We start from the raw sequence: 17,888 nt of genomic DNA, 5'->3' as shown, positions 1-17,888 counted from the left end.
CCTAACTCTGGCCGGGGCGGTAGGTGAGCTCCTTGACCGGCACCCTGACGGAGATGGTGCCGGACTTGGCGAAGGTGAGGTCGAGCTCCAGCTCGTCACCGAGGGCGGGGGCCTTCTGCCATCCCATGATCATGAGGTGGTTGCCGCCCCTGGCGAGTTGCAGGGCGCCGTGCGCGGGGACGTCCAGGCTGTCGACCTGTTCCATGGTCGACGCGGTCGAGCGGTGCATGGTGACCGACCCGGCGGCCGGGCTGGTCACCTTGAGCAGCTGGTCCTGGGCGCCGTCGTTGTTGACGGTCAGGTAGCCGGCCGCCATGCCGCCGGCCGGGGGCAGCGGGATGTAGGAGTCGGCGACGCTGAGCCTGGCCGGGCCGCCGGCGGCACCGTCCTGGCCGGTGCCGCCGCCGGTGCCGCCGTCCGTGCCGCAGGCGGCCAGGATGGCGCCGCCGCCCAGGGCCGTCGCGACGACGGCGCCGAGCAGGGCGGTGCGGCGGAAGCGGCGGGTTCCGGTGGTCACCGCGGTCACGCCGCGACCCCCTTGGCGATCAGCGGCAGGTCGTGCTCGTACGTCTTCTCCTCGGTGCCGCTCATGTAGAGCACGTGCGCCTTGTCGTCCGAGGGGAGGAAGGCCAGCACCTGGGCGCCGTGGGTGGAGGTGACCGTGCCGTCCGGGTTGACCACCGGGTCCTCGATCATGATGCCGAGCGACTTGGCGGCGGTCTTCACCTTCGCCAGGTCCCCGGTGAGGCCTATGAAGTCGCTGCCCATCGAGTCCAGCCAGGTGCGCAGCACCTGGGGGGTGTCGCGCTGGGGGTCGGTGGAGACGAAGACGACGTTGATCTTCTTCCGGTCCTCCTCGGGGAGCGCCTTCATCGCGACGCCGATGTCGCCCATGGTGGTCGGGCAGACGTCCGGGCAGCTGGTGTAGCCGAAGAACAGCAGGGTGGCCTTGCCGTTGGTCTGCTGCCGCAGGTCGAAGGGCTGACCGGAGGTGTCGGTCAGCTGGAGGTCCGGCTTCTCGAAGTTCCTGGCGAGCTTGGTGCCCTGGTACGGGGTGTCCTCCTTCTGCCGGGTGACCTTGGCGGCGGTGCCGTCGCCGCCGGAGGAGCCGCAGGCGGAGAGGGTCAGGGCGGCGGCCAGCGCGAGCGCGGCCGCGCCGGCCAGACGGGTGGTGCGGGTGGTGCGGGGCATGGGAGTTCCGATCGTGCGCGGTGAACGGCCGGCGGTCCGGGCCCGGGGTGGGGTGCGGACCGCCGGCGCGGGGGGTCAGGAGGCGGAGCCGCCGCTCCTGCGGCGCAGGCCGAGCACGCCGACGGCGGTGCCGATCACACCGACCACGATGCCGACCACGCCGAGGGTGCGGGCGGTGGAGTCGCTGGACTTGGCGTCGCCGGAGGCGGCGGCGTGGTCGGAGCTGCCCCCGCTCGCGGCCGGGGAGGCGGTCACGCCGTGGCCGTCGCCCTCGGCGGCCTTGGTGAGCTTCAGGACGGGGGCGGGCTTGGCCGGCTCGGGCTGGCCGTCCTTGCTCTCGTCGATCCAGCGGACGACGTCGCCGTTGTCGTAGGTCTGGAGGGTCTTGAAGACCAGGCTGTCGGAGTCGGTCGGCAGCGGGCCGAGCGAGACCCGGAACTCCTGGAACTGGCCGGGGGCGATCTTGGTGCCGGCGTCGGCGGTCCAGGTGATCTTGGAGACGGCCTCGGTGACGTCGTTGCCGTGCACCTTGATCGGCTTGTCGAGCTTGGCCTTCTCGACCGCGGCGGTCCAGCCCGGCAGCGGCAGGGTCCGGACCGAGGCCAGCGGGTGGTCCAGCGGGAGGTTGACCTCCAGCTTCACCGTGCTCGCCGTGTCGTTCTCGTTCGGCACCCGGAAGTCGACGGCCGTGTAGCCGCCCTGGGCGGCCGCGCCCGGGTTCACGGTGACGTGCGCGAAGGCCGGGCCGGCCAGCGCCACCACGGAGGCGGCGGCGGTCAGGGCGACGGCGGCGCGGCGCGGGCCTTCGGCGCGGCCGACCGGCGGGGCTGGTGGCTTCTCTCATCGGGGCGGTCCTCGGCAACGTCGGCGGGCGGCGGCGCGGGCAGCGGGCCGGCGACGGTTACGGCCGCCGACCGCGGTTCGGGCGCATACCAGACCGCCCGGGCGACGTCGTCAAACGTCTCCGGGCGGCTGATCGGTTCACGCTTTCTGCCGATCATATCGATTCAGACATAGCCCTCAAGCGGCCAGTTGACGGCCAGTCCCCTTCTTTCACACCACACACACCACGTGGCGACGCCGTCGGGGCCCACCCGAGTGCGACGGTTCACGTCCCGGGCGCCCGACGGCCCAGCTCCGCCCCGACCGCCCGTCGCACGGCCTCCGGGTCCAGCCCGTGCTCGACCACCATCCGCGCCCCGAGCTCCTCCCCCTCCCGCAGCACCCCGAGCAGCAGGTGGCCCACCGCGATCTCCCCCGACTTCAGCCGCAGCGACTCGCGCAGCGACAGCTCCAGCGCCTTCCTCGCCCCCGCCGTGAACGGGACGGCCCCGCTCTTGGCGCCGCCGGACCGGAACCAGCCCCGGCGCTTCGGCTCCTCGGGCGGGGCATCCAGCGCGCCCTCGCCGAAGACCGACTCGACCGCCTCGCGCACCGCCTCCAGGTCAACCCCGATCGAGGCCAGCGCCTGCGCCCGGTCCCCGTCCCCCAGCCGGCTCCGCACCACCCGGAGCGCCGCCTCCCGATCCAGCCCGGCGCCGATCAGCACGGCGGCGGCCGGCTCCTGCGGCAGACCGAGGATCGCGAGCAGGAGGTGCTCCGTCCCGATCCGCTCGTGCCGCAGCTCCCTGGCCTCCTGCCGGGCCGTGACCACGACCTGCCGCGCCGCGTCGGTGAAACGCTCGAACATCGCTCAGCCTCCGTCCTCGTCCTTGCCGGACCCGCGTCGGGCGTACTTCTTGTGGACCGCCTGCCTGGTCACCCCGAGGCATACCGCGATGTCCTGCCAGGACCATCCCTGCCGCCGGGCGCTGCCCACCTGAAGGCCCTCCAGGCGGTCCGCCAGATCGCGCAGCGCGCGGACCGCCCGGAGCCCCACGGCGGGGTCACGACTGCTCGCCGCAGCCGCGAGTTCTCCGCTCTCGCTCATGATGTCAACTTTGGTTGACACTCGCGCGAGTGTCAACCCTGGTTGACATGCGGGCTGGTCCCAGCGGCCGCCGAACCGTCGCTCCGGCGCCGCACGTGACATCGGCGGCCCCGGGAACGCGAAGAAGCGGGGCGAGGACCGTGAAGGTCCTCGCCCCGCTTCAGGAGGTCACCTCAGGAGGTGACCGCCGGGGTCGAACGCGGTCAGCTGCAGCCGCTGGTGGAGCCGCAGCCCTCGCAGAGGTAGCAGCTGCCGGCGCGGCGCATCTTGGTGCCGCAGGAGAAGCAGAGCGGGGCGTCGGCGTTGAGGCCGAGCTGGATCTCCATCAACTCCGTGGAGTTGTGGGCCTGCTTCGCGGCGGGCTTGGGCGCCTCGACGGCCCGGGCCTGGACCGGCGCGGCCGTGACCGGGGCAGCGGTGACCGGCGCGGACTGGGCGAGCGACTCGGTGTCGAGCTCCTCGGCCTCCAGCGGCTCGTACGAGCCCGTCTCCAGGTGGCGCTGACGCTCCTCGACGGAGTGGATGCCGAGCGCCGAGCGGGTCTCGAACGGCAGGAAGTCCAGCGCCAGGCGGCGGAAGATGTAGTCGACGATCGACTGCGCCATCCGCACGTCCGGGTCGTCGGTCAGACCGGCCGGCTCGAAGCGCATGTTGGTGAACTTCGCGACGTAGGTCTCCAGCGGCACGCCGTACTGGAGGCCGACGGACACCGCGATGGAGAAGGCGTCCATCATGCCCGCGAGGGTCGAGCCCTGCTTGGACATCTTCAGGAAGACCTCGCCCAGGCCGTCGTCCGGGTAGGAGTTGGCCGTCATGTAGCCCTCGGCGCCACCGACCGTGAACGAGGTGGTGATGCCGGGACGGCCCTTGGGCAGGCGCTTGCGGACCGGGCGGTACTCGACGACCTTCTCGACCACGGCGGCCGGGGCCTCCTCGGCCTTGGGCTCGGAGTCCTTCTTCTTGGCCGAGAGCGGCTGGCCGACCTTGGAGTTCTCGCGGTAGATGGCGAGCGCCTTGACGCCCATCTTCCACGCCTCGAAGTAGATCTCCTCGACGTCCTCGACGGTCGCGCTGGACGGCATGTTCACCGTCTTGGAGATGGCGCCGGAGATCCACGGCTGGATCGCCGCCATCATCCGCACGTGCCCCATCGGCGAGATGGTGCGCTCGCCCATCGCGCAGTCGAACACCTCGTAGTGCTCGGACTTCAGGCCGGGGGCGTCCACCACGTTGCCGTGCTCGGCGATGTGGGCGACGATCGCCTCGATCTGCTCGTCCTGGTAGCCGAGGCGCTTCAGGGCGCGCGGGACGGTGCCGTTGACGATCTGCATCGAGCCGCCGCCGACGAGCTTCTTGAACTTGACCAGGGCGAGGTCGGGCTCGACGCCGGTGGTGTCACAGTCCATCATCAGGCCGATGGTGCCGGTCGGGGCGAGCACCGAGGCCTGGGCGTTGCGGAAACCGTTCTGCGTGCCGAGGCGCAGCACGTCCTGCCAGGCCTTGTTGGCGGCCAGCCGGACCGGGGCGTCCAGGTCGTCCACCGAGACGGCGTCCAGCGAGGCGTCCGCGTGCTGCTTCATGACCTGCCGGTGGGCGGTCGCGTTGCGGGCGTAGCCGTCGTACGGGCCGACCACACCGGCGAGTTCGGCGCCGCGGCGGTAGGCGGTGCCGGTCATCAGCGAGCTGATGGCGCCGGCCAGGGCGCGGCCGCCCTCACTGTCGTAGGCGTGGCCGGTGGCCATCAGCAGGGCGCCGAGGTTGGCGTAGCCGATGCCGAGCTGGCGGAAGGCGCGGGTGGTCTCGCCGATCTTCTCGGTCGGGAAGTCGGCGAAGCAGATGGAGATGTCCATCGCGGTGATGACCAGCTCGACGACCTTGGCGAAGGACGCCGCGTCGAAGGAGTCGTCGTCGCGCAGGAACTTCATCAGGTTCAGCGAGGCGAGGTTGCAGCTGGAGTTGTCCAGGTGCATGTACTCGGAGCAGGGGTTGGACGCGTTGATGCGGCCGGACTCCGGGCAGGTGTGCCAGTGGTTGATGGTGCTGTCGTACTGGATTCCCGGGTCGGCGCAGGCCCAGGCGGCCTCGGCCATCTTGCGGAACAGCTTCTTCGCGTCGACGGTCTCGATGACCTCGCCGGTCATCCGGGCGCGCAGGCCGAATTCGGTGCCGTTCTCGACGGCGGTCATGAATTCGTCGTTCACGCGGACCGAGTTGTTGGCGTTCTGGTACTGGACGGAGGTGATGTCGTCCCCGCCGAGGTCCATGTCGAAGCCCGCGTCGCGCAGGGCGCGGATCTTCTCCTCCTCCTTCACCTTGGTCTCGATGAAGGCCTCGACGTCCGGGTGGTCCACGTCGAGCACGACCATCTTGGCCGCGCGGCGGGTGGCGCCACCGGACTTGATGGTGCCGGCCGAGGCGTCGGCGCCGCGCATGAAGGAGACCGGCCCCGAGGCGTTGCCGCCGGAGGAGAGCAGTTCCTTGGAGGAGCGGATCCGGGAGAGATTGAGGCCGGCGCCGGAGCCGCCCTTGAAGATCATGCCCTCTTCCTTGTACCAGTCGAGGATCGACTCCATGGAGTCGTCGACGGACAGGATGAAGCAGGCGCTGACCTGCTGGGGCTGCTTGGTGCCGACGTTGAACCAGACCGGCGAGTTGAAGCTGAACACCTGGTGGAGGAGGGCGTGGGTCAGCTCGTGCTCGAAGATCTCGGCGTCGTCCTTGGAGGCGAAGTAGCCGTGCTTCTCGCCGGCCGCGCGGTAGGTGAGCACCACGCGGTCGATGATCTGCTTCAGGCTCCACTCGCGCTGCGGGGTGCCGACGGCGCCGCGGAAGTACTTGGACGTGACGATGTTGACGGCGTTGACCGACCAGAAGTCGGGGAACTCGACGCCGCGCTGCTCGAAGTTGATGGAGCCGTCGCGCCAGTTGGTCATGACGACGTCACGCCGCTCCCAGCGGACCTCGTCGTACGGGTGCACGCCAGGAGTGGTGTAGATGCGCTCCATCCGGAGACCGCCCTTCGGGGCCTTGGCGCCCTTGGCCACGGCCTTCTCGGACTTCGACCCGCGTGCGGAACCGCTCGTGGTGTCTGTCACTTCTCGCTCCTCCTCCTGGGCAAACGCCCGAAGTGCCCCGAAAAATCCGGGCACTGCTGGTTCGTTCTTCCGGTGTGCGGGCAGGCGGCGACCTTGCCTGCTTACGCACGGTTTGTAGTGTTCTGTGCCCAGTTTTCGGGCACGCGTGGGCCCCACGGGGCCGTGGTGGTGCGACGAGGCCCGTCCCGGGCCGGGTGCCGGAGCCTCCTAGGGCGCGGCGGCGGAGACGGAGATGCGAGCGTCGTCCGTCCCTGTGGTGCGGGGCCGTTCGGCGCGGAGTTCCGCGATGGCGGCCTCGAAGTCTTCCAGTCCGTCGTACGCCTGGTACACGCTGGCGAAGCGCAGGTAGGCCACCACGTCGAGTTCCTTGAGCGGGCCGAGTATGGCCAGCCCCACGTCGTGGGTGGTCAGCTCGGCACTGCCGCTGGCGCGCACGCACTCCTCGACCCGCTGGCCCAGCTGGGCCAGCGCGTCCTCGGTGACCGGGCGGCCCTGGCAGGCCTTGCGGACGCCGGTGATGACCTTCTGCCGGGAGAACGGCTCGGTGACGCCGCTGCGCTTGATGACCATCAGCGCGGCCGTCTCCACCGTGGTGAAGCGGCGGCCGCAGTCCGGGCACTGCCGACGACGGCGGATGCAGCTGCCGTCCTCGGTGGTCCGGCTGTCGACAACACGGCTGTCGGAGTGCCGGCAGAAGGGGCAGTGCACCTCGGGATCCCTCCCTGGCAGAACGTTCGGACCGGTTGAGTCTATGCGATGCGCCCCCGGCCTCGGCAAGCTGATCATGCGGCGCGACCACTAGTACTGGGCACGGAGAGGACTGTAGCCACTACATCTGGGACTCCGGGGGAGGCGAGCGCCTTGGCGTGTCGGCGCCGCGGCGGCGCCGATTAGACTGCCCGGGTCGGGTTTCACTCGAACATTTACTCGATGTACAACAAAGCCTTGATCGAGTCAGTCAACTCCCGAATAATTCACTCGAACGTGTGTTTGGCGCAACCTTTCGATAGGCGGCGCGTTGGGCTGGAAAAGGGAGAGGACAGCCGTCGAGAGGGGCCGCCGTGAACACGATCGAAAGCAACACCATCCCGGTGCAGGAACACTCCCAGTTCAAGGTGGGGCAGCGCACCACGAATCAGCAGGGTGTGGACATCAGCATGGACCGTAGCGAAGACCACCGCCTCTCCGGCGCGGCCCTTTCCGGGGCGACCCGCGTTCCCGACCAGCCGATCGAACACTCCCCCGCCATGGACGACACCCACCCCTCCCCGGCCCGCGCGATGCCCGGCCGCCCCCCCGGCATCCGCACCGACGAGGCCGGTCTCACCGAGCGCCAGCGCCGGGTGATCGAGGTCATCAGGGATTCCGTCCAGCGGCGCGGGTACCCGCCGTCCATGCGGGAGATCGGCCAGGCCGTGGGCCTGTCCAGCACCTCCTCGGTCGCCCACCAGCTGATGGCCCTGGAGCGCAAGGGCTTCCTGCGCCGGGATCCGCACCGGCCGCGCGCCTACGAGGTCCGCGGCGTCGAGGTGGCCCGTCCGAACACCGCCGAGACGGCCGGCCGCCCGTCCACCTCCTACGTGCCGCTGGTCGGCCGGATCGCCGCCGGCGGGCCGATCCTGGCCGAGCAGACGGTCGAGGACGTCTTCCCGCTGCCCCGCCAGCTGGTCGGCGAGGGCGAGCTGTTCGCGCTCACCGTGCGCGGCGACTCGATGATCGAGGCCGCCATCTGCGACGGCGACTGGGTCACCGTGCGCCGCCAGCCGGTCGCCGAGAACGGCGACATCGTGGCCGCGATGATCGACGGCGAGGCCACCGTGAAGCGGCTGAAGCGCGAGGACGGCCGGATCTGGCTGATGCCGCACAACCCGGCGTACGAGCCGATCAACGGCGACAACGCGACCATCCTGGGCAAGGTCGTCGCGGTCCTGCGCCGCCTCTGACCACGCGGCCCGAACACCCCCGGACGCCTTCCGCCGGTCCACGGCGGTCCGGCGACCGGGCAGACGACGGAGGGGCTCCACCGCGGTCCGCGGTGGAGCCCCTCCGTCGTTCCCGGGCCGCAACCCACGGCCCGGGGCCGCTCAGCCCCGCTTCACCACCGGCCGCACCGGCGCCGCCGCGGCGTCGATCGCCGCCAGCGAGCGGCGCACCTGGTTGCGGTCCGTGGTGTACCAGAACTCCGGCATCGAGGACCGGAAGAAGCCCCCGTACCGCTTGGTCTCCACCCGCGGGTCCAGCACCGCGACCACGCCCCGGTCGTCGCCCGCGCGCACCAGCCGGCCCGCGCCCTGCGCCATCAGCAGCGCCGCGTGCGTCGCCGCGACGGCCATGAAGCCGTTCCCGCCGCGCTGTTCGACGTCCCTCTGGCGGGCGCTCATCAGCGGGTCGTCCGGCCGGGGGAACGGGATCCGGTCCATCACGACCAGCTGGCAGGCCGAGCCGGGCACGTCCACGCCCTGCCAGAGCGAGAGCGTGCCGAACAGACAGGTGGTCGCGTCCGAGGCGAACTCCCTGATCAACTCGCCCAGGGTGTCCTCGCCCTGGAGCAGGACGCGGTGGTCCAGCCGCTCGCGCATCGCCTCGGCTGCCGTCTGGGCGCCGCGCATCGAGGAGAACAGGCCCAGCGTCCGCCCGCCGGCCGCACCGATCAGCTCGGCCAACTCGTCCAGCATGTCGGGACGTTCGGGGTCGCGTCCGGGGTCGGCCAGGTGCCTGGCGACGTACAGGATGCCCTGCTTGGGGTACTTGAACGGCGAGCCGACGTCGATCCCGCGCCAGCGCGGGACGGCGTCCTCCCCGAAACCCGGCTCGGGGTTGTCCCCCGCGGTGCGGACGTCCGGCAGCCGCGTCTCGGAGGGCAAGCCGACGGAGGCGGCGACGCCGTTGAAGTCCCCGCCGAGCTTGAGCGTGGCCGAGGTGAGGACGACCGAGCGCTCCTTGTACAGCCCCTCGCGCAGCAGCCCGGAGACGCTCAGCGGGGCGACCCGCAGCGAGGCGGTGCCCAGCCCGTAGCGGTCGCTGCGCTCGATCCAGACCACGTCGTACTCGGAGCCCTCCAGCAGCCGGTCGGCGGTCTCGTGCAGCGCCTCGGCCGAGGCCATCGCCTGCTTGCGGACGGCGTCCTCGTCGCGGAGCCCCTTGTCCCTGGTCTCGCCCAGCGAGGTGATCACCTGGCGGGAGGCGTCCCGGATCGAGGTGACCGCGTACCCCAGGTACTCGGGCAGCTCCTCGACCCGGCCGGGCTGGGCCGTCTCCATCAGGCCGTGGAAGTTCTCGGCGGCGGCCTGGAGCGCGTCCACCGCCTTCTCGTTGGCCAGCCGCGCGGCCCGCTTCACCGCCCGGTTGACCGCGCCGACGGTCAGCTCGGCGGTGGCCGCCCCGGTGACCCGGTTGACCAGCTCGTGCGCCTCGTCCACGATCAGCAGCCCGTGCTCGGGCAGCACCGGCGCGCCCTCGATCGCGTCGATCGCGAGCATCGCGTGGTTGGTGACCACGACGTCGGCCAGCTTGGCCCGCTCCCGCGCCTTCTCCGCGAAGCACTCCTGCCCGTACGCGCAGCGGGTGGCGCCCAGGCACTCCTTGGAGGTGACCGACAGCTGGGCCCAGGCCTTGTCGGAGACGCCGGGGCTGAGGTCGTCGCGGTCCCCGGTGTCGGTCTCGTCGGCCCAGTCGCGCAGCCGCAGCACGTCCTGCCCGAGCTTGCCGGTGGGCCCGCCGAGCGCGTCGACCGGGTCGAACAGGCCCTCGCCCTCGTCACTCGGGGTGCCTTCGTTGGCCCGGTGCAGGCACAGGTAGTTGGAGCGGCCCTTGAGCATCGCGTACAGCGGGCGGCGGCGCAGCACCGGGTGCAGCGCCTCGACGGTGCGCGGCAAGTCCCGTTCCACCAGCTGGCGTTGCAGTGCCAGGGTGGCGGTGGCGACCACCACGCGGTCCCCGTGCGCGAGCGCGGGCACCAGGTAGGCCAGGGACTTCCCGGTGCCGGTGCCGGCCTGGACGAGCAGGTGCTCGGCGTGGTCGACGGCATCGGCGACGGCCTCGGCCATGCGGACCTGGCCGGGGCGCTCGACGCCGCCGACGGCCGCCACCGCGGCGTGCAGCAGTTCGGGGAGCCGCGAGCGGGGGACGGCGACGGCTTCCTCGGACTCGTCGCCGAGGTCCGCCGCGGGCTGGGATTCGGAGTCGTTCGTCATGACCCTCCCAGCCTACGGGGCGGGGGCGACAATCCGGTCCCGTCGCCCGGGCAGTCGCACGTCCACGGCGACCAGTGCGTTCGGTACGGTCCCGTACCGGGCGGCGTGCGGGCGGTGCGGGCGGTCCTGGTAGCCGTCGAGGAGCAGCCGGTTGCGGTTGAGACAGAGCCGGTCGATCCGGGGCCGGAACAGGTCGAACAGCTCGAAGCGCTCGCGCAGCTCGGGGAAACGGTCCTGGTAGCGCAGCACCTCGGCGCGCAGCAGGGCCCAGAACTCGGTCTCGGGCAGCCCGGTCTGCGCCTCCAGCAGCGGGGCCAGGTAGCGGAAGACGCCGATGAACAGCCCGGAGTGGATGAACTGGCAGAGCCCCTGCGGGCTCTCCCGCAGCAGCACCTCGGCCACCTCGGCGGGCAGGCCGTGCAGCTCGGGCAGGCTCTGCGCGCTGAGGTTGACGTCGTCCACGAAGTCCTTGACCGCGAGCCGCACCGGCGCGTCGGTCGAGTCGAAGACCACGATGGCGTTCTCGCCGTGCGGGGAGAAGACCAGTCCGTAGCGGTACAGGAAGTGCAGCAGCGGCGGCATCAGCGCGGCGAACAGCCGGCCGGTCCACTCGGCGGGGGTGAGCCCGGAGCGGGCGATCAGCTCGGCGGCGAGCGCCCGCCCGTCGGAGCCGGTCTGCAACAGCGCGGCCAGGGTGCGGGCCCGTTCCCCGCCGTCCAGGAAGGGGCCGAGCGGCTGCCGCCAGATCGCGCCGAGCAGCTCCTTGTACTGGTACGGCGCCTCGGGCAGCTCGCGGTAGAGCGGGTGGTCGACGGTGACGGAGGCGATCTCGCCGAGCAGGATCACCCGGCACTCCTCGCGCAGGTACGGGTCGGCGTCGCGCAGCGCGAGCAGCCAGGCGGTGACGGTGGGCGCGGCCAGCGTGCGCTCGACCGGCAGGCCGCGCCAGACCAGGGTGTTCAGGATGGACAGCGGCAGCTTGACGGTGCAGCGCTCGGGGTGGACGGTGTTGAAGAAGGAGCGGATGGACTGCTGGGGCAGCCGTGGGTCGCCGTCCGAGGGCAGCGGGACGATCTCGCCGGAGGCGATCCAGGGCGCGAACAGCGGCAGGATCGTCTCGTCCCACTGCCAGGGGTGGACGGGCAGCAGCAGGTAGTCCCCGGCGTCCGGGCCGAGCGCGGCGCGCAGCGCGTCCACGTCGTCCAGCTCGCGGGCGTACAGCTGCTCGGGCCGCTCCAGCCCCGGCACGCCGCGGTACTCGGCGAGCCGGCGGTGCACGGCGATCCAGGGCAGCGGGCGGGGGCTGCGGGCCTCCGGGGTCCAGCGGGCGGCGTCGGTGGCGGAGAAGCCGATCCGGCCCTTGTTGGGGACGATCCACGGGTGGCCGGTCTGCCGGCCCTCCAGCGCGCTGTGGTCGAGGTCGGCGAGTTCGGCGGCGGTCAGCGCGGTGGCGAGCTGGCGGGCGTCGGCGGTCAGGGTGGCGGAGAGTTCGCGGATCAGGTGGCCGGTGGTCTCGCCGCGCATGCCGAGGGTCTGCCGGGCGTACGGGAGGAAGCGCAGCGGGTCCAGGCCGTCCGGGCGGGAACAGCGGACGGACTCCGGGTCGACCTGCCAGCTGTCGTAGGCGCCGCGCCGGGCGGTGAAGCGGTACTCGGCCTCGGGCAGCTCCAGCAGGTACTCGCCGGGCCCGTCCCCGGGGACGGGCCTGAGCAGTTCCTCGTAGGCGAACTCGCCCAGCATCTTGGCCAGCAGGGCGCGGCCGGCCCGCTGCCAGTGCCCGGCGGTGAGGTGCGGGGGCAGGTGGAGCGGCGGTTCAGCGGCCGACGGTTGCGGCACGGGTCAACTCCTGGGGGCGGGGGACGACGGGGGTCCGGTCGAAGGGCGCGGGGCCGGGGACGGGCGGCGCGAAGCCGGTCCAGGCGGTGCGGCTGGGCAGCCGGTGGACGGTGCGCCCGGTGACGGCGTTGAGGATCACGGCGGCCCGGTGGGCGCCGAGTCCGAGGTCGGGCGTGCCGACGCCGTGGCTGTGCAGTTCGGCGTTCTGGACGTACAGCCCGCCGGTGAGTTCGGGCCTGGTGGCGACCCGGTGGTCGAGGTCGACCCGGTAGCGCCCGGCCTCGTCCCAGTCGATCAGGTCGGCGATCGGTTCGAGCGCGGCCGGGCGGGCCGCCCGGTAGCCGGTGGCGAGCACCACGGCGTCGGTGCGCAGCAGGTGTTCGGCGCCGGAGTCGGTGTGCCGGCAGTGCAGTTCGAGGCCTCCGCAGGGGCCGGGGAGGGCGGCGGCGACGGCGGTGCCCGGGGTGATCTCGACCGGGACGGTGTCGATCGGGCGGCCGATGGTGCGCTCGTAGAGGTGGTCGTGGATCTCGGCGAGGGTCTCGGCGCTGGCGGCCTTGTGCAGCTGCCACTGGGCGGTGACCAGGGCGTCCCTGACGGGGGCGGGCAGGGCATGGAAGTAGCGGGTGTAGTCGGGGGTGAAGTGCTCCAGGCCGAGCTTGGAGTACTCCATGGGGGCGAGCGCCCTGGTCCGGGTGAGCCAGCGCAGCCGGACGCCGTCGCCCTCGTGGTGCCGGAGCAGGTCGAGGAAGACCTCGGCGCCGGACTGTCCGCTGCCGACCACGGTGATGTCCCGGGCGCCGGCCAGGTCGGCGCGGCGGTCCAGGTACTCGGAGGAGTGGAAGGCCCGCGGGTGGCCGGCCAGCGCGGCGAAGGCGTCGGGCAGCACCGGCCGGGTGCCGACGCCGAGGGCCAGGTTGCGGGCCCGTACGGAGGACCGCTGCCCGGTCGCGGTGTCGGTCAGCTCGGCGCGGTACCAGGGCGCCTCCCAGTGCAGGGCGGTGACCTCGGTGCCGAAACGGCAGTCGGCCAGCCGTTCGGCGGCCCAGCGGCAGTAGTGGTCGTACTCGCGGCGCGGCAGCTGGAAGCGCTCGGCGAAGTAGAACGGGAACAGCCGGTCCTGCGAGCGCAGGTAGTTGAGGAAGGACCACGGGCTGGTCGGGTCGACCAGGGAGACCAGGTCGGCGAGGAACGGCACCTGCATCCGGGCTCCGTCCACCAGCATCCCGGGGTGCCAGCGGAACTCAGGGCGCTGGTCGCAGAAGAGCGCGCGCAGGCCGGGGACGGGCTCGGCGAGCGCGGCGAGCGAGAGGTTGAACGGTCCGATGCCGACGCCGAGCAGGTCGTACGGAGGGGGTGTCGAGGTGTCCACAGGGTGTCCTAGGCGGGGAGTTGGGCCGGTCCGGAGGCTCAGCGGGAGCCCGGTCCCGGACGCGCGGCCGGCCCGTCGGCCCGGTCGCGGACCATCAGGGCGGCGCGCTTGTCGGGCAGGTCGAGTTCGGCGGCGGCCCGGAATCCGGCCCGTTCGAAGGCCCGGACGGACCGCCGGTTGCGCACGTCCGGCTCGGCGACCACCCGTTGGCAGCGGGGATTCCGGCGGAGAATCAATTCTGCGAGCGCGGCCAGGAGCACGGCGCCCAGGCCGCGGCCGCGGCTGACGGACGGGCCGAGCAGCAGGTGCAGACCGGTGTCGTACGGCCTGGCCGGGTAGTGGGCGGCGAGCGGGTCGAGGTCGGCGCGGTAGACCTCCCAGTAGCTCATCGGCCGGCCGTCGAGCAGCCCCAGGCACGGGGTGCTGCGGCCGTCCCCGTCCAGTTGGGCCCGGACGTGCCGCTCGGTGGTCTCCGGCGGCCCGGCCAGCTCCCAGAAGGCGTCGACCTCGGGATCGTTCATCCACCCCGCGATCAGCGCCAGGTCGGCGGGCAGCCGGACCGGGCTGAGCCGGAACTCGCCGGCCGGGGTGGGGACCGCTCCCCATCCGGGCGGTTCGCACGGCATCAGAGGCCCGCCACCGGGTTGGGGACGTCCACGTACACCGACTGGCTGGCGACCGGGCCGACCAGCTCGTCCATGCCGTTGATCCGGGTCAGCAGGTTGGCCTTGCAGGGCAGCGTGGGCGAGTCCAGCAGCAGCGCGGACAGCGCCGAGCCGGCCGCGGTGGCCCGCGGGCCGGTCAGGAACCGGCGCAGCGCGGCCAGCAGCACCGTCTCGTCGGCGAGCCGCTGGGAGCCGAGGGCGCCGATCAGGCCGAGCACGTGGTTGATGCCGAGGTAGTAGGCGAAGTGGTGGTCGATCACCTCGTCCGGCAGGAAGGTGTCGCTGTCCGCGCCGAGTCCGGGCACCCGGGCGGTGAGCCGCTCGGCGGCGCTCTCCCGGTAGTAGTAGCCCTGGTTGTCGCGGTAGCGGCCGCCGCACGGCCAGCCCTCGGCGTCCAGCAGCACGAGGCTGTTCTGCTGGTGCGCCTCCAGGGCGATGCCGCCCCGGCCGTCCAGCCAGAGGATGGGCAGCACGACCGCGTCCAGGTAGCGCAGGAACCATTCGGCGGCGACGGTGGGCAGCGGGCGGGCGCAGCGGGCGGCCAGCGCCCGCAGGATGTCGCCGAGCCGGGAGGGCACGGTGTCGCCGGTGCCCAGCGGCTGTTCGGCGACCAGTCCGGCGACGCACAGCGCGCGCTCGGTGGGCGCGAAGGGCTGGGCGCGCAGCACGGTGTCCAGACCGCCGGGGTCGCCGAGGTCGGGGTGGTCGACGCCGATCCAGGCCGGGTCGCGGACGATGTCGAAGCCGGGGTGGGCGGCCCGCCACTCGGCGGCGAGTCCGCTCTCCAGCAGCCGGTGCATCTCCAGGCCGCGGTGGAGCTCCTTGCGCAGGTTCTCCCGGCGGGAGTTGGTGATCCGCAGGCCGAGCGAGAGCTTCAGCATCCACGGGGTGCCGGGCCGGTAGACGGTGCGCACCGAGGAGGTGGGGTACCAGGGCTCGCCGGCCGGGCCGAGGTCGTGCAGCAGCCCTTCGGCGAGCAGCGCGGCGACGGCCGGGCGGTGGGCGAGTTCGCGTGCCTGCCAGGGGTGCAGCGGGACGGCGGCGGTGCCGGGCGGCAGTGCCACCGTGCCGTCGAGCAGCCCGGCGGTGAGCTGCTCGGCGCTCTCGGCGACGGCGGAGCCGGCCGCGAGCAGCGCGCGGTCCACCGCGTACCAGTGCAGCTGGAAGGAGCCGTGCAGTTCGGGCGAGTAGGCGGCGCTCTGGGCCGGGGAGAGGCCGTCGCGGCTCTTCGGCGTGGGGTGCAGCGGGTGGCCGAGCAGCAGGGACTGCTCGGTGGCGAGGAAGTGCGAGCGTTCCGGTCCGCCGGGCACGGCGGCGGTGCGGCGGTGGGCGAGGATCTCGGCGGTGCGCACGACCGAGTCGGCGACCCGGCCGGCCAGGTCGGCGACCTGTCCGGGGTCGGGCCGCTCGGCGGCCGCGGCGGCGAGCAGGGCGGCGGTGGTGACGGCGTCCACCGGGGCCTCCGCGGTCCCCTCTCCGGCCGAGAGGGTGGCGGGGCCGAAGCGGTGCCAGCCGCCGGGCGACCAGTAGCGGACCGGGGCGGTGAGCCGGGCGGCGCCGCCGAGGACGGCGATCCGTAGCTGCTCGTCCGGGCCGGGCCGGGCCCCGGTCTCCCGTGTCCAGCAGCGCAACAGGGCTTCCAGACCGGCCTGTTCGGCGGCGACGGCCGGGTCGGGGTGCAGCAGCAGGTCGGACTCGGCCGCGGGCCGCTCCGCGGACAGCTGCAGTTCGGGCGGGGCTCCGGTGAGGGCGGTGCTCAAGGCTGCTCCTTGGGGCGCGTGGGGTGCCGACGCGCACTGTGGTGGAGGGGATCTGCGGGCACCCGCACCGTCGCGTCAGGTAAGGGTTACCTATCCATGACGGGTGATCACAAGGACCGCTCACTCGTCCGGGTGAGAATCGGGGATTGTCCACCGCCGGGGCCGGATGCCCTGCTGTGCCGGTGGAGGGGGCGGGTCCGGATCACGGATCGGTGACCTCCGGCACGCACCGCAACCCGGGGGGCGGGCACCGCCGTCCTCGTCTGCGATGGAAGACTCCAGGGCGGCGGACCGCCGTACCGCGAACCGGCCGGACACGCACCACCGCGCTCCGGCAGCACCGGACGCGGCACCGGCCGGCGGCCCGGTGGCGACCGGCCGGGCACCGGACGGCCCCGCCCGGACGAGCACCGACCGCACGAGTACCGCCCGAACGAGTACCGACCGCACGAGCACAGGGGGAAGCTCACAGATGCCAACGATCCACCGGTCAGCCCTGGCCGCCGCCCTGGCCGCGGGCACCCTGTTCGCCGTGACCGCCTGCGGTCCTGACGGCCCCGCCGGCGGCGGGAGCAGCGCCGAGCCGCCGCCCTCCTCCGTGGCGGCGAGCCCGGCCGCGGGCCAGGGCGGCGCGATCGGCGGGATCACCCTCCCGTCCGGGCTGCCGACCAGCCTGCTGGAGGGGCTGCCCAGGTCCTGGGACGACCTGAAGAAGTGGAAGGTCGAGGACTGGGACACCTGGGCGTCCAAGCACGTCTTCAACAACCCGGTGGTGAAGGACTTCTGGGACCCGGACAAGATGGGCGACTCCAAGCCCGCCGACCCGGCCCCGCCCGCCGCCAAGCCCTCGCCCGCCACCCCGAAGCCGACCGCCTCCGGGCCCGCCGCCGACGACGGCGTCACCGACCCCGAGCCCCCGCTGGTCAAGGCCGTGGCGATGCCCCGCCCGTACACCAAGCAGCCCTCCGGCAAGGTGTTCTTCACCGCCCAGGGCGGCCGCGGCAACTGCTCGGCGACGGTGATCACCGACCCGCAGCACCCGGGGAAGAGCAACCTGGTCTGGACGGCGGGCCACTGCGTGCACGCGGGCAAGGGCGGGAACTTCTACAAGGACCTGGTCTTCGTGCCCGCGTACAACAACTCGGGCGCCTCCAGCGGCGGCAAGCGGGCCCCGCTGTCCGAGCTGGCCCCGCTCGGCACCTGGTGGGCCGAGCAGGTCACCACCTCGCCGCAGTGGATGGTCGAGGGCGGCGGCAGCGGCGACGCCGCCAACCAGTACGACTTCGCGGTCATGCGCGTGCACAACCAGGGCGACACCGGCAAGTCCCTGGAGGAGACGGTCGGTTCGGCCGTCCCGGTCTGGTTCGACGCACCGCGCGACCGGCTCAGGGTCTCCGCCGCCGGCTACCCCCTGGTCAAGCCGTTCGACGGCCAGGAGCTGTACAGGTGCGACGGCGGCAAGCCCACCCGGCTCTCCTTCGACGCCAAGCGCCCGGCCATGCTGACCATCGGCTGCGACATGACCCAGGGCGCCAGCGGCGGCGGCTGGTTCGCCACCATGCCGGACGGCAGGACCGCCCTGGTCAGCAACACCTCGATCGGCACCCAGGAGCACACCTCGCTGAGCGGCCCGTACCTGGAGGCGGTCGCCAGGACGGCACTGGACTGGATCTCCAAGAAGCAGCAGTAGCCGCCCGCACGACGGCGCCGCCACCGGAAGGGCGGCGCGGAACCACCAGCACAGCACGGGGGACGATCCAGCATGCCGAGAACCACCAGCCGGCGGCGCCGGGCCACCACGGCCGGCGCCGCGCTGCTCGCCGCGCTCGCGCTGGGCGCGGCCGGC

14 protein-coding genes are annotated in these 17,888 nt (G+C 72.7%); 2 read left to right on the top strand and 12 right to left on the bottom strand.

Annotation, left to right across the window (positions count from 1 at the left end; all coding sequences use genetic code 11):
* Position 1 precedes the first annotated feature (1 nt).
* The 7 genes from BU198_RS43935 to nrdR all read right to left on the bottom strand — a co-directional run bounded on the left by BU198_RS43935 (position 2) and on the right by nrdR (position 6,924).
* Positions 2 to 526 (bottom strand): copper chaperone PCu(A)C, encoded by a 525-nt coding sequence (locus tag BU198_RS43935; protein WP_188299294.1) that lies wholly within the window; start codon positions 524 to 526, stop codon positions 2 to 4.
* Positions 523 to 1,191, bottom strand: a complete 669-nt coding sequence (locus BU198_RS25940) for an SCO family protein (RefSeq protein WP_188299293.1) — start codon at positions 1,189 to 1,191, stop codon at positions 523 to 525. The genes BU198_RS43935 and BU198_RS25940 overlap by 4 nt, the downstream gene beginning before the upstream one ends.
* Before the next feature lie 75 nt (positions 1,192 to 1,266).
* Positions 1,267 to 1,953 carry a YcnI family protein gene (locus BU198_RS25935; RefSeq protein ID WP_411293236.1) on the bottom strand — a complete coding sequence of 229 codons (687 nt, stop codon included), beginning with the start codon at positions 1,951 to 1,953 and terminating at the stop codon, positions 1,267 to 1,269.
* A 346-nt stretch (positions 1,954 to 2,299) separates the two neighbouring features.
* Positions 2,300 to 2,881, bottom strand: coding sequence for a Clp protease N-terminal domain-containing protein (locus tag BU198_RS25930; RefSeq protein WP_188299292.1), 582 nt, complete (start codon positions 2,879 to 2,881; stop codon positions 2,300 to 2,302).
* A gap of 3 nt (positions 2,882 to 2,884) precedes the next feature.
* Complete coding sequence (locus BU198_RS25925) at positions 2,885 to 3,121, bottom strand: RNA polymerase subunit sigma-70 (protein WP_188299291.1); 237 nt, start codon at positions 3,119 to 3,121, stop codon at positions 2,885 to 2,887.
* A gap of 203 nt (positions 3,122 to 3,324) precedes the next feature.
* Positions 3,325 to 6,216: a vitamin B12-dependent ribonucleotide reductase gene (locus BU198_RS25920; RefSeq protein ID WP_188299290.1), complete on the bottom strand. Its 2,892-nt coding sequence runs from the start codon at positions 6,214 to 6,216 to the stop codon at positions 3,325 to 3,327.
* Positions 6,217 to 6,423: 207 nt separating this feature from the next.
* Positions 6,424 to 6,924, bottom strand: a complete 501-nt coding sequence (gene nrdR, locus BU198_RS25915; protein WP_188299289.1) for a transcriptional regulator NrdR — start codon at positions 6,922 to 6,924, stop codon at positions 6,424 to 6,426.
* A 353-nt stretch (positions 6,925 to 7,277) separates the two neighbouring features.
* Between nrdR and lexA the strand changes: the two genes are divergently transcribed.
* The gene (lexA, locus tag BU198_RS25910; RefSeq protein WP_401091932.1) at positions 7,278 to 8,159 is read left to right on the top strand and encodes a transcriptional repressor LexA; all 882 of its coding nucleotides are present in this window, start codon (positions 7,278 to 7,280) and stop codon (positions 8,157 to 8,159) included.
* Between the two features lie 141 nt (positions 8,160 to 8,300).
* On the opposite strand, the gene BU198_RS25905 is transcribed toward lexA, so the two are convergent.
* Genes BU198_RS25905 through BU198_RS42555 form a run of 5 tightly spaced genes read right to left on the bottom strand, consistent with a single transcriptional unit; the run spans position 8,301 to position 16,042 of the window.
* Positions 8,301 to 10,409 (bottom strand): ATP-dependent DNA helicase, encoded by a 2,109-nt coding sequence (locus BU198_RS25905; protein ID WP_188299288.1) that lies wholly within the window; start codon positions 10,407 to 10,409, stop codon positions 8,301 to 8,303.
* 12 nt (positions 10,410 to 10,421) lie between these two features.
* On the bottom strand, positions 10,422 to 12,245 hold the full coding sequence (locus BU198_RS25900) for an IucA/IucC family siderophore biosynthesis protein (protein WP_317620321.1): 1,824 nt from the start codon (positions 12,243 to 12,245) through the stop codon (positions 10,422 to 10,424).
* Positions 12,223 to 13,617: a lysine N(6)-hydroxylase/L-ornithine N(5)-oxygenase family protein gene (locus BU198_RS25895; protein ID WP_188299287.1), complete on the bottom strand. Its 1,395-nt coding sequence runs from the start codon at positions 13,615 to 13,617 to the stop codon at positions 12,223 to 12,225. Before BU198_RS25895 ends, BU198_RS25900 begins: the two co-directional genes overlap by 23 nt.
* A 38-nt stretch (positions 13,618 to 13,655) precedes the next feature.
* On the bottom strand, positions 13,656 to 14,243 hold the full coding sequence (locus tag BU198_RS42560; protein ID WP_411293235.1) for a GNAT family N-acetyltransferase: 588 nt from the start codon (positions 14,241 to 14,243) through the stop codon (positions 13,656 to 13,658).
* Complete coding sequence (locus tag BU198_RS42555) at positions 14,243 to 16,042, bottom strand: IucA/IucC family protein (RefSeq protein WP_411293234.1); 1,800 nt, start codon at positions 16,040 to 16,042, stop codon at positions 14,243 to 14,245. The genes BU198_RS42560 and BU198_RS42555 overlap by 1 nt, the downstream gene beginning before the upstream one ends.
* 472 nt (positions 16,043 to 16,514) lie before the next feature.
* Here BU198_RS42555 and BU198_RS25885 point away from each other — a divergent pair, with 472 nt between their 5' ends.
* Positions 16,515 to 17,732, top strand: coding sequence for a trypsin-like serine peptidase (locus BU198_RS25885; protein ID WP_188299286.1), 1,218 nt, complete (start codon positions 16,515 to 16,517; stop codon positions 17,730 to 17,732).
* Positions 17,733 to 17,888 lie beyond the last annotated feature (156 nt).

The organism is Streptomyces sp. CBMA156 (assembly GCF_014596515.1).
Lineage (GTDB): Bacteria > Actinomycetota > Actinomycetes > Streptomycetales > Streptomycetaceae > Kitasatospora.
The sequence above is the reverse complement of the archived record's forward strand: the minus strand, read 5'-3'. Positions and strand labels throughout refer to the sequence as shown.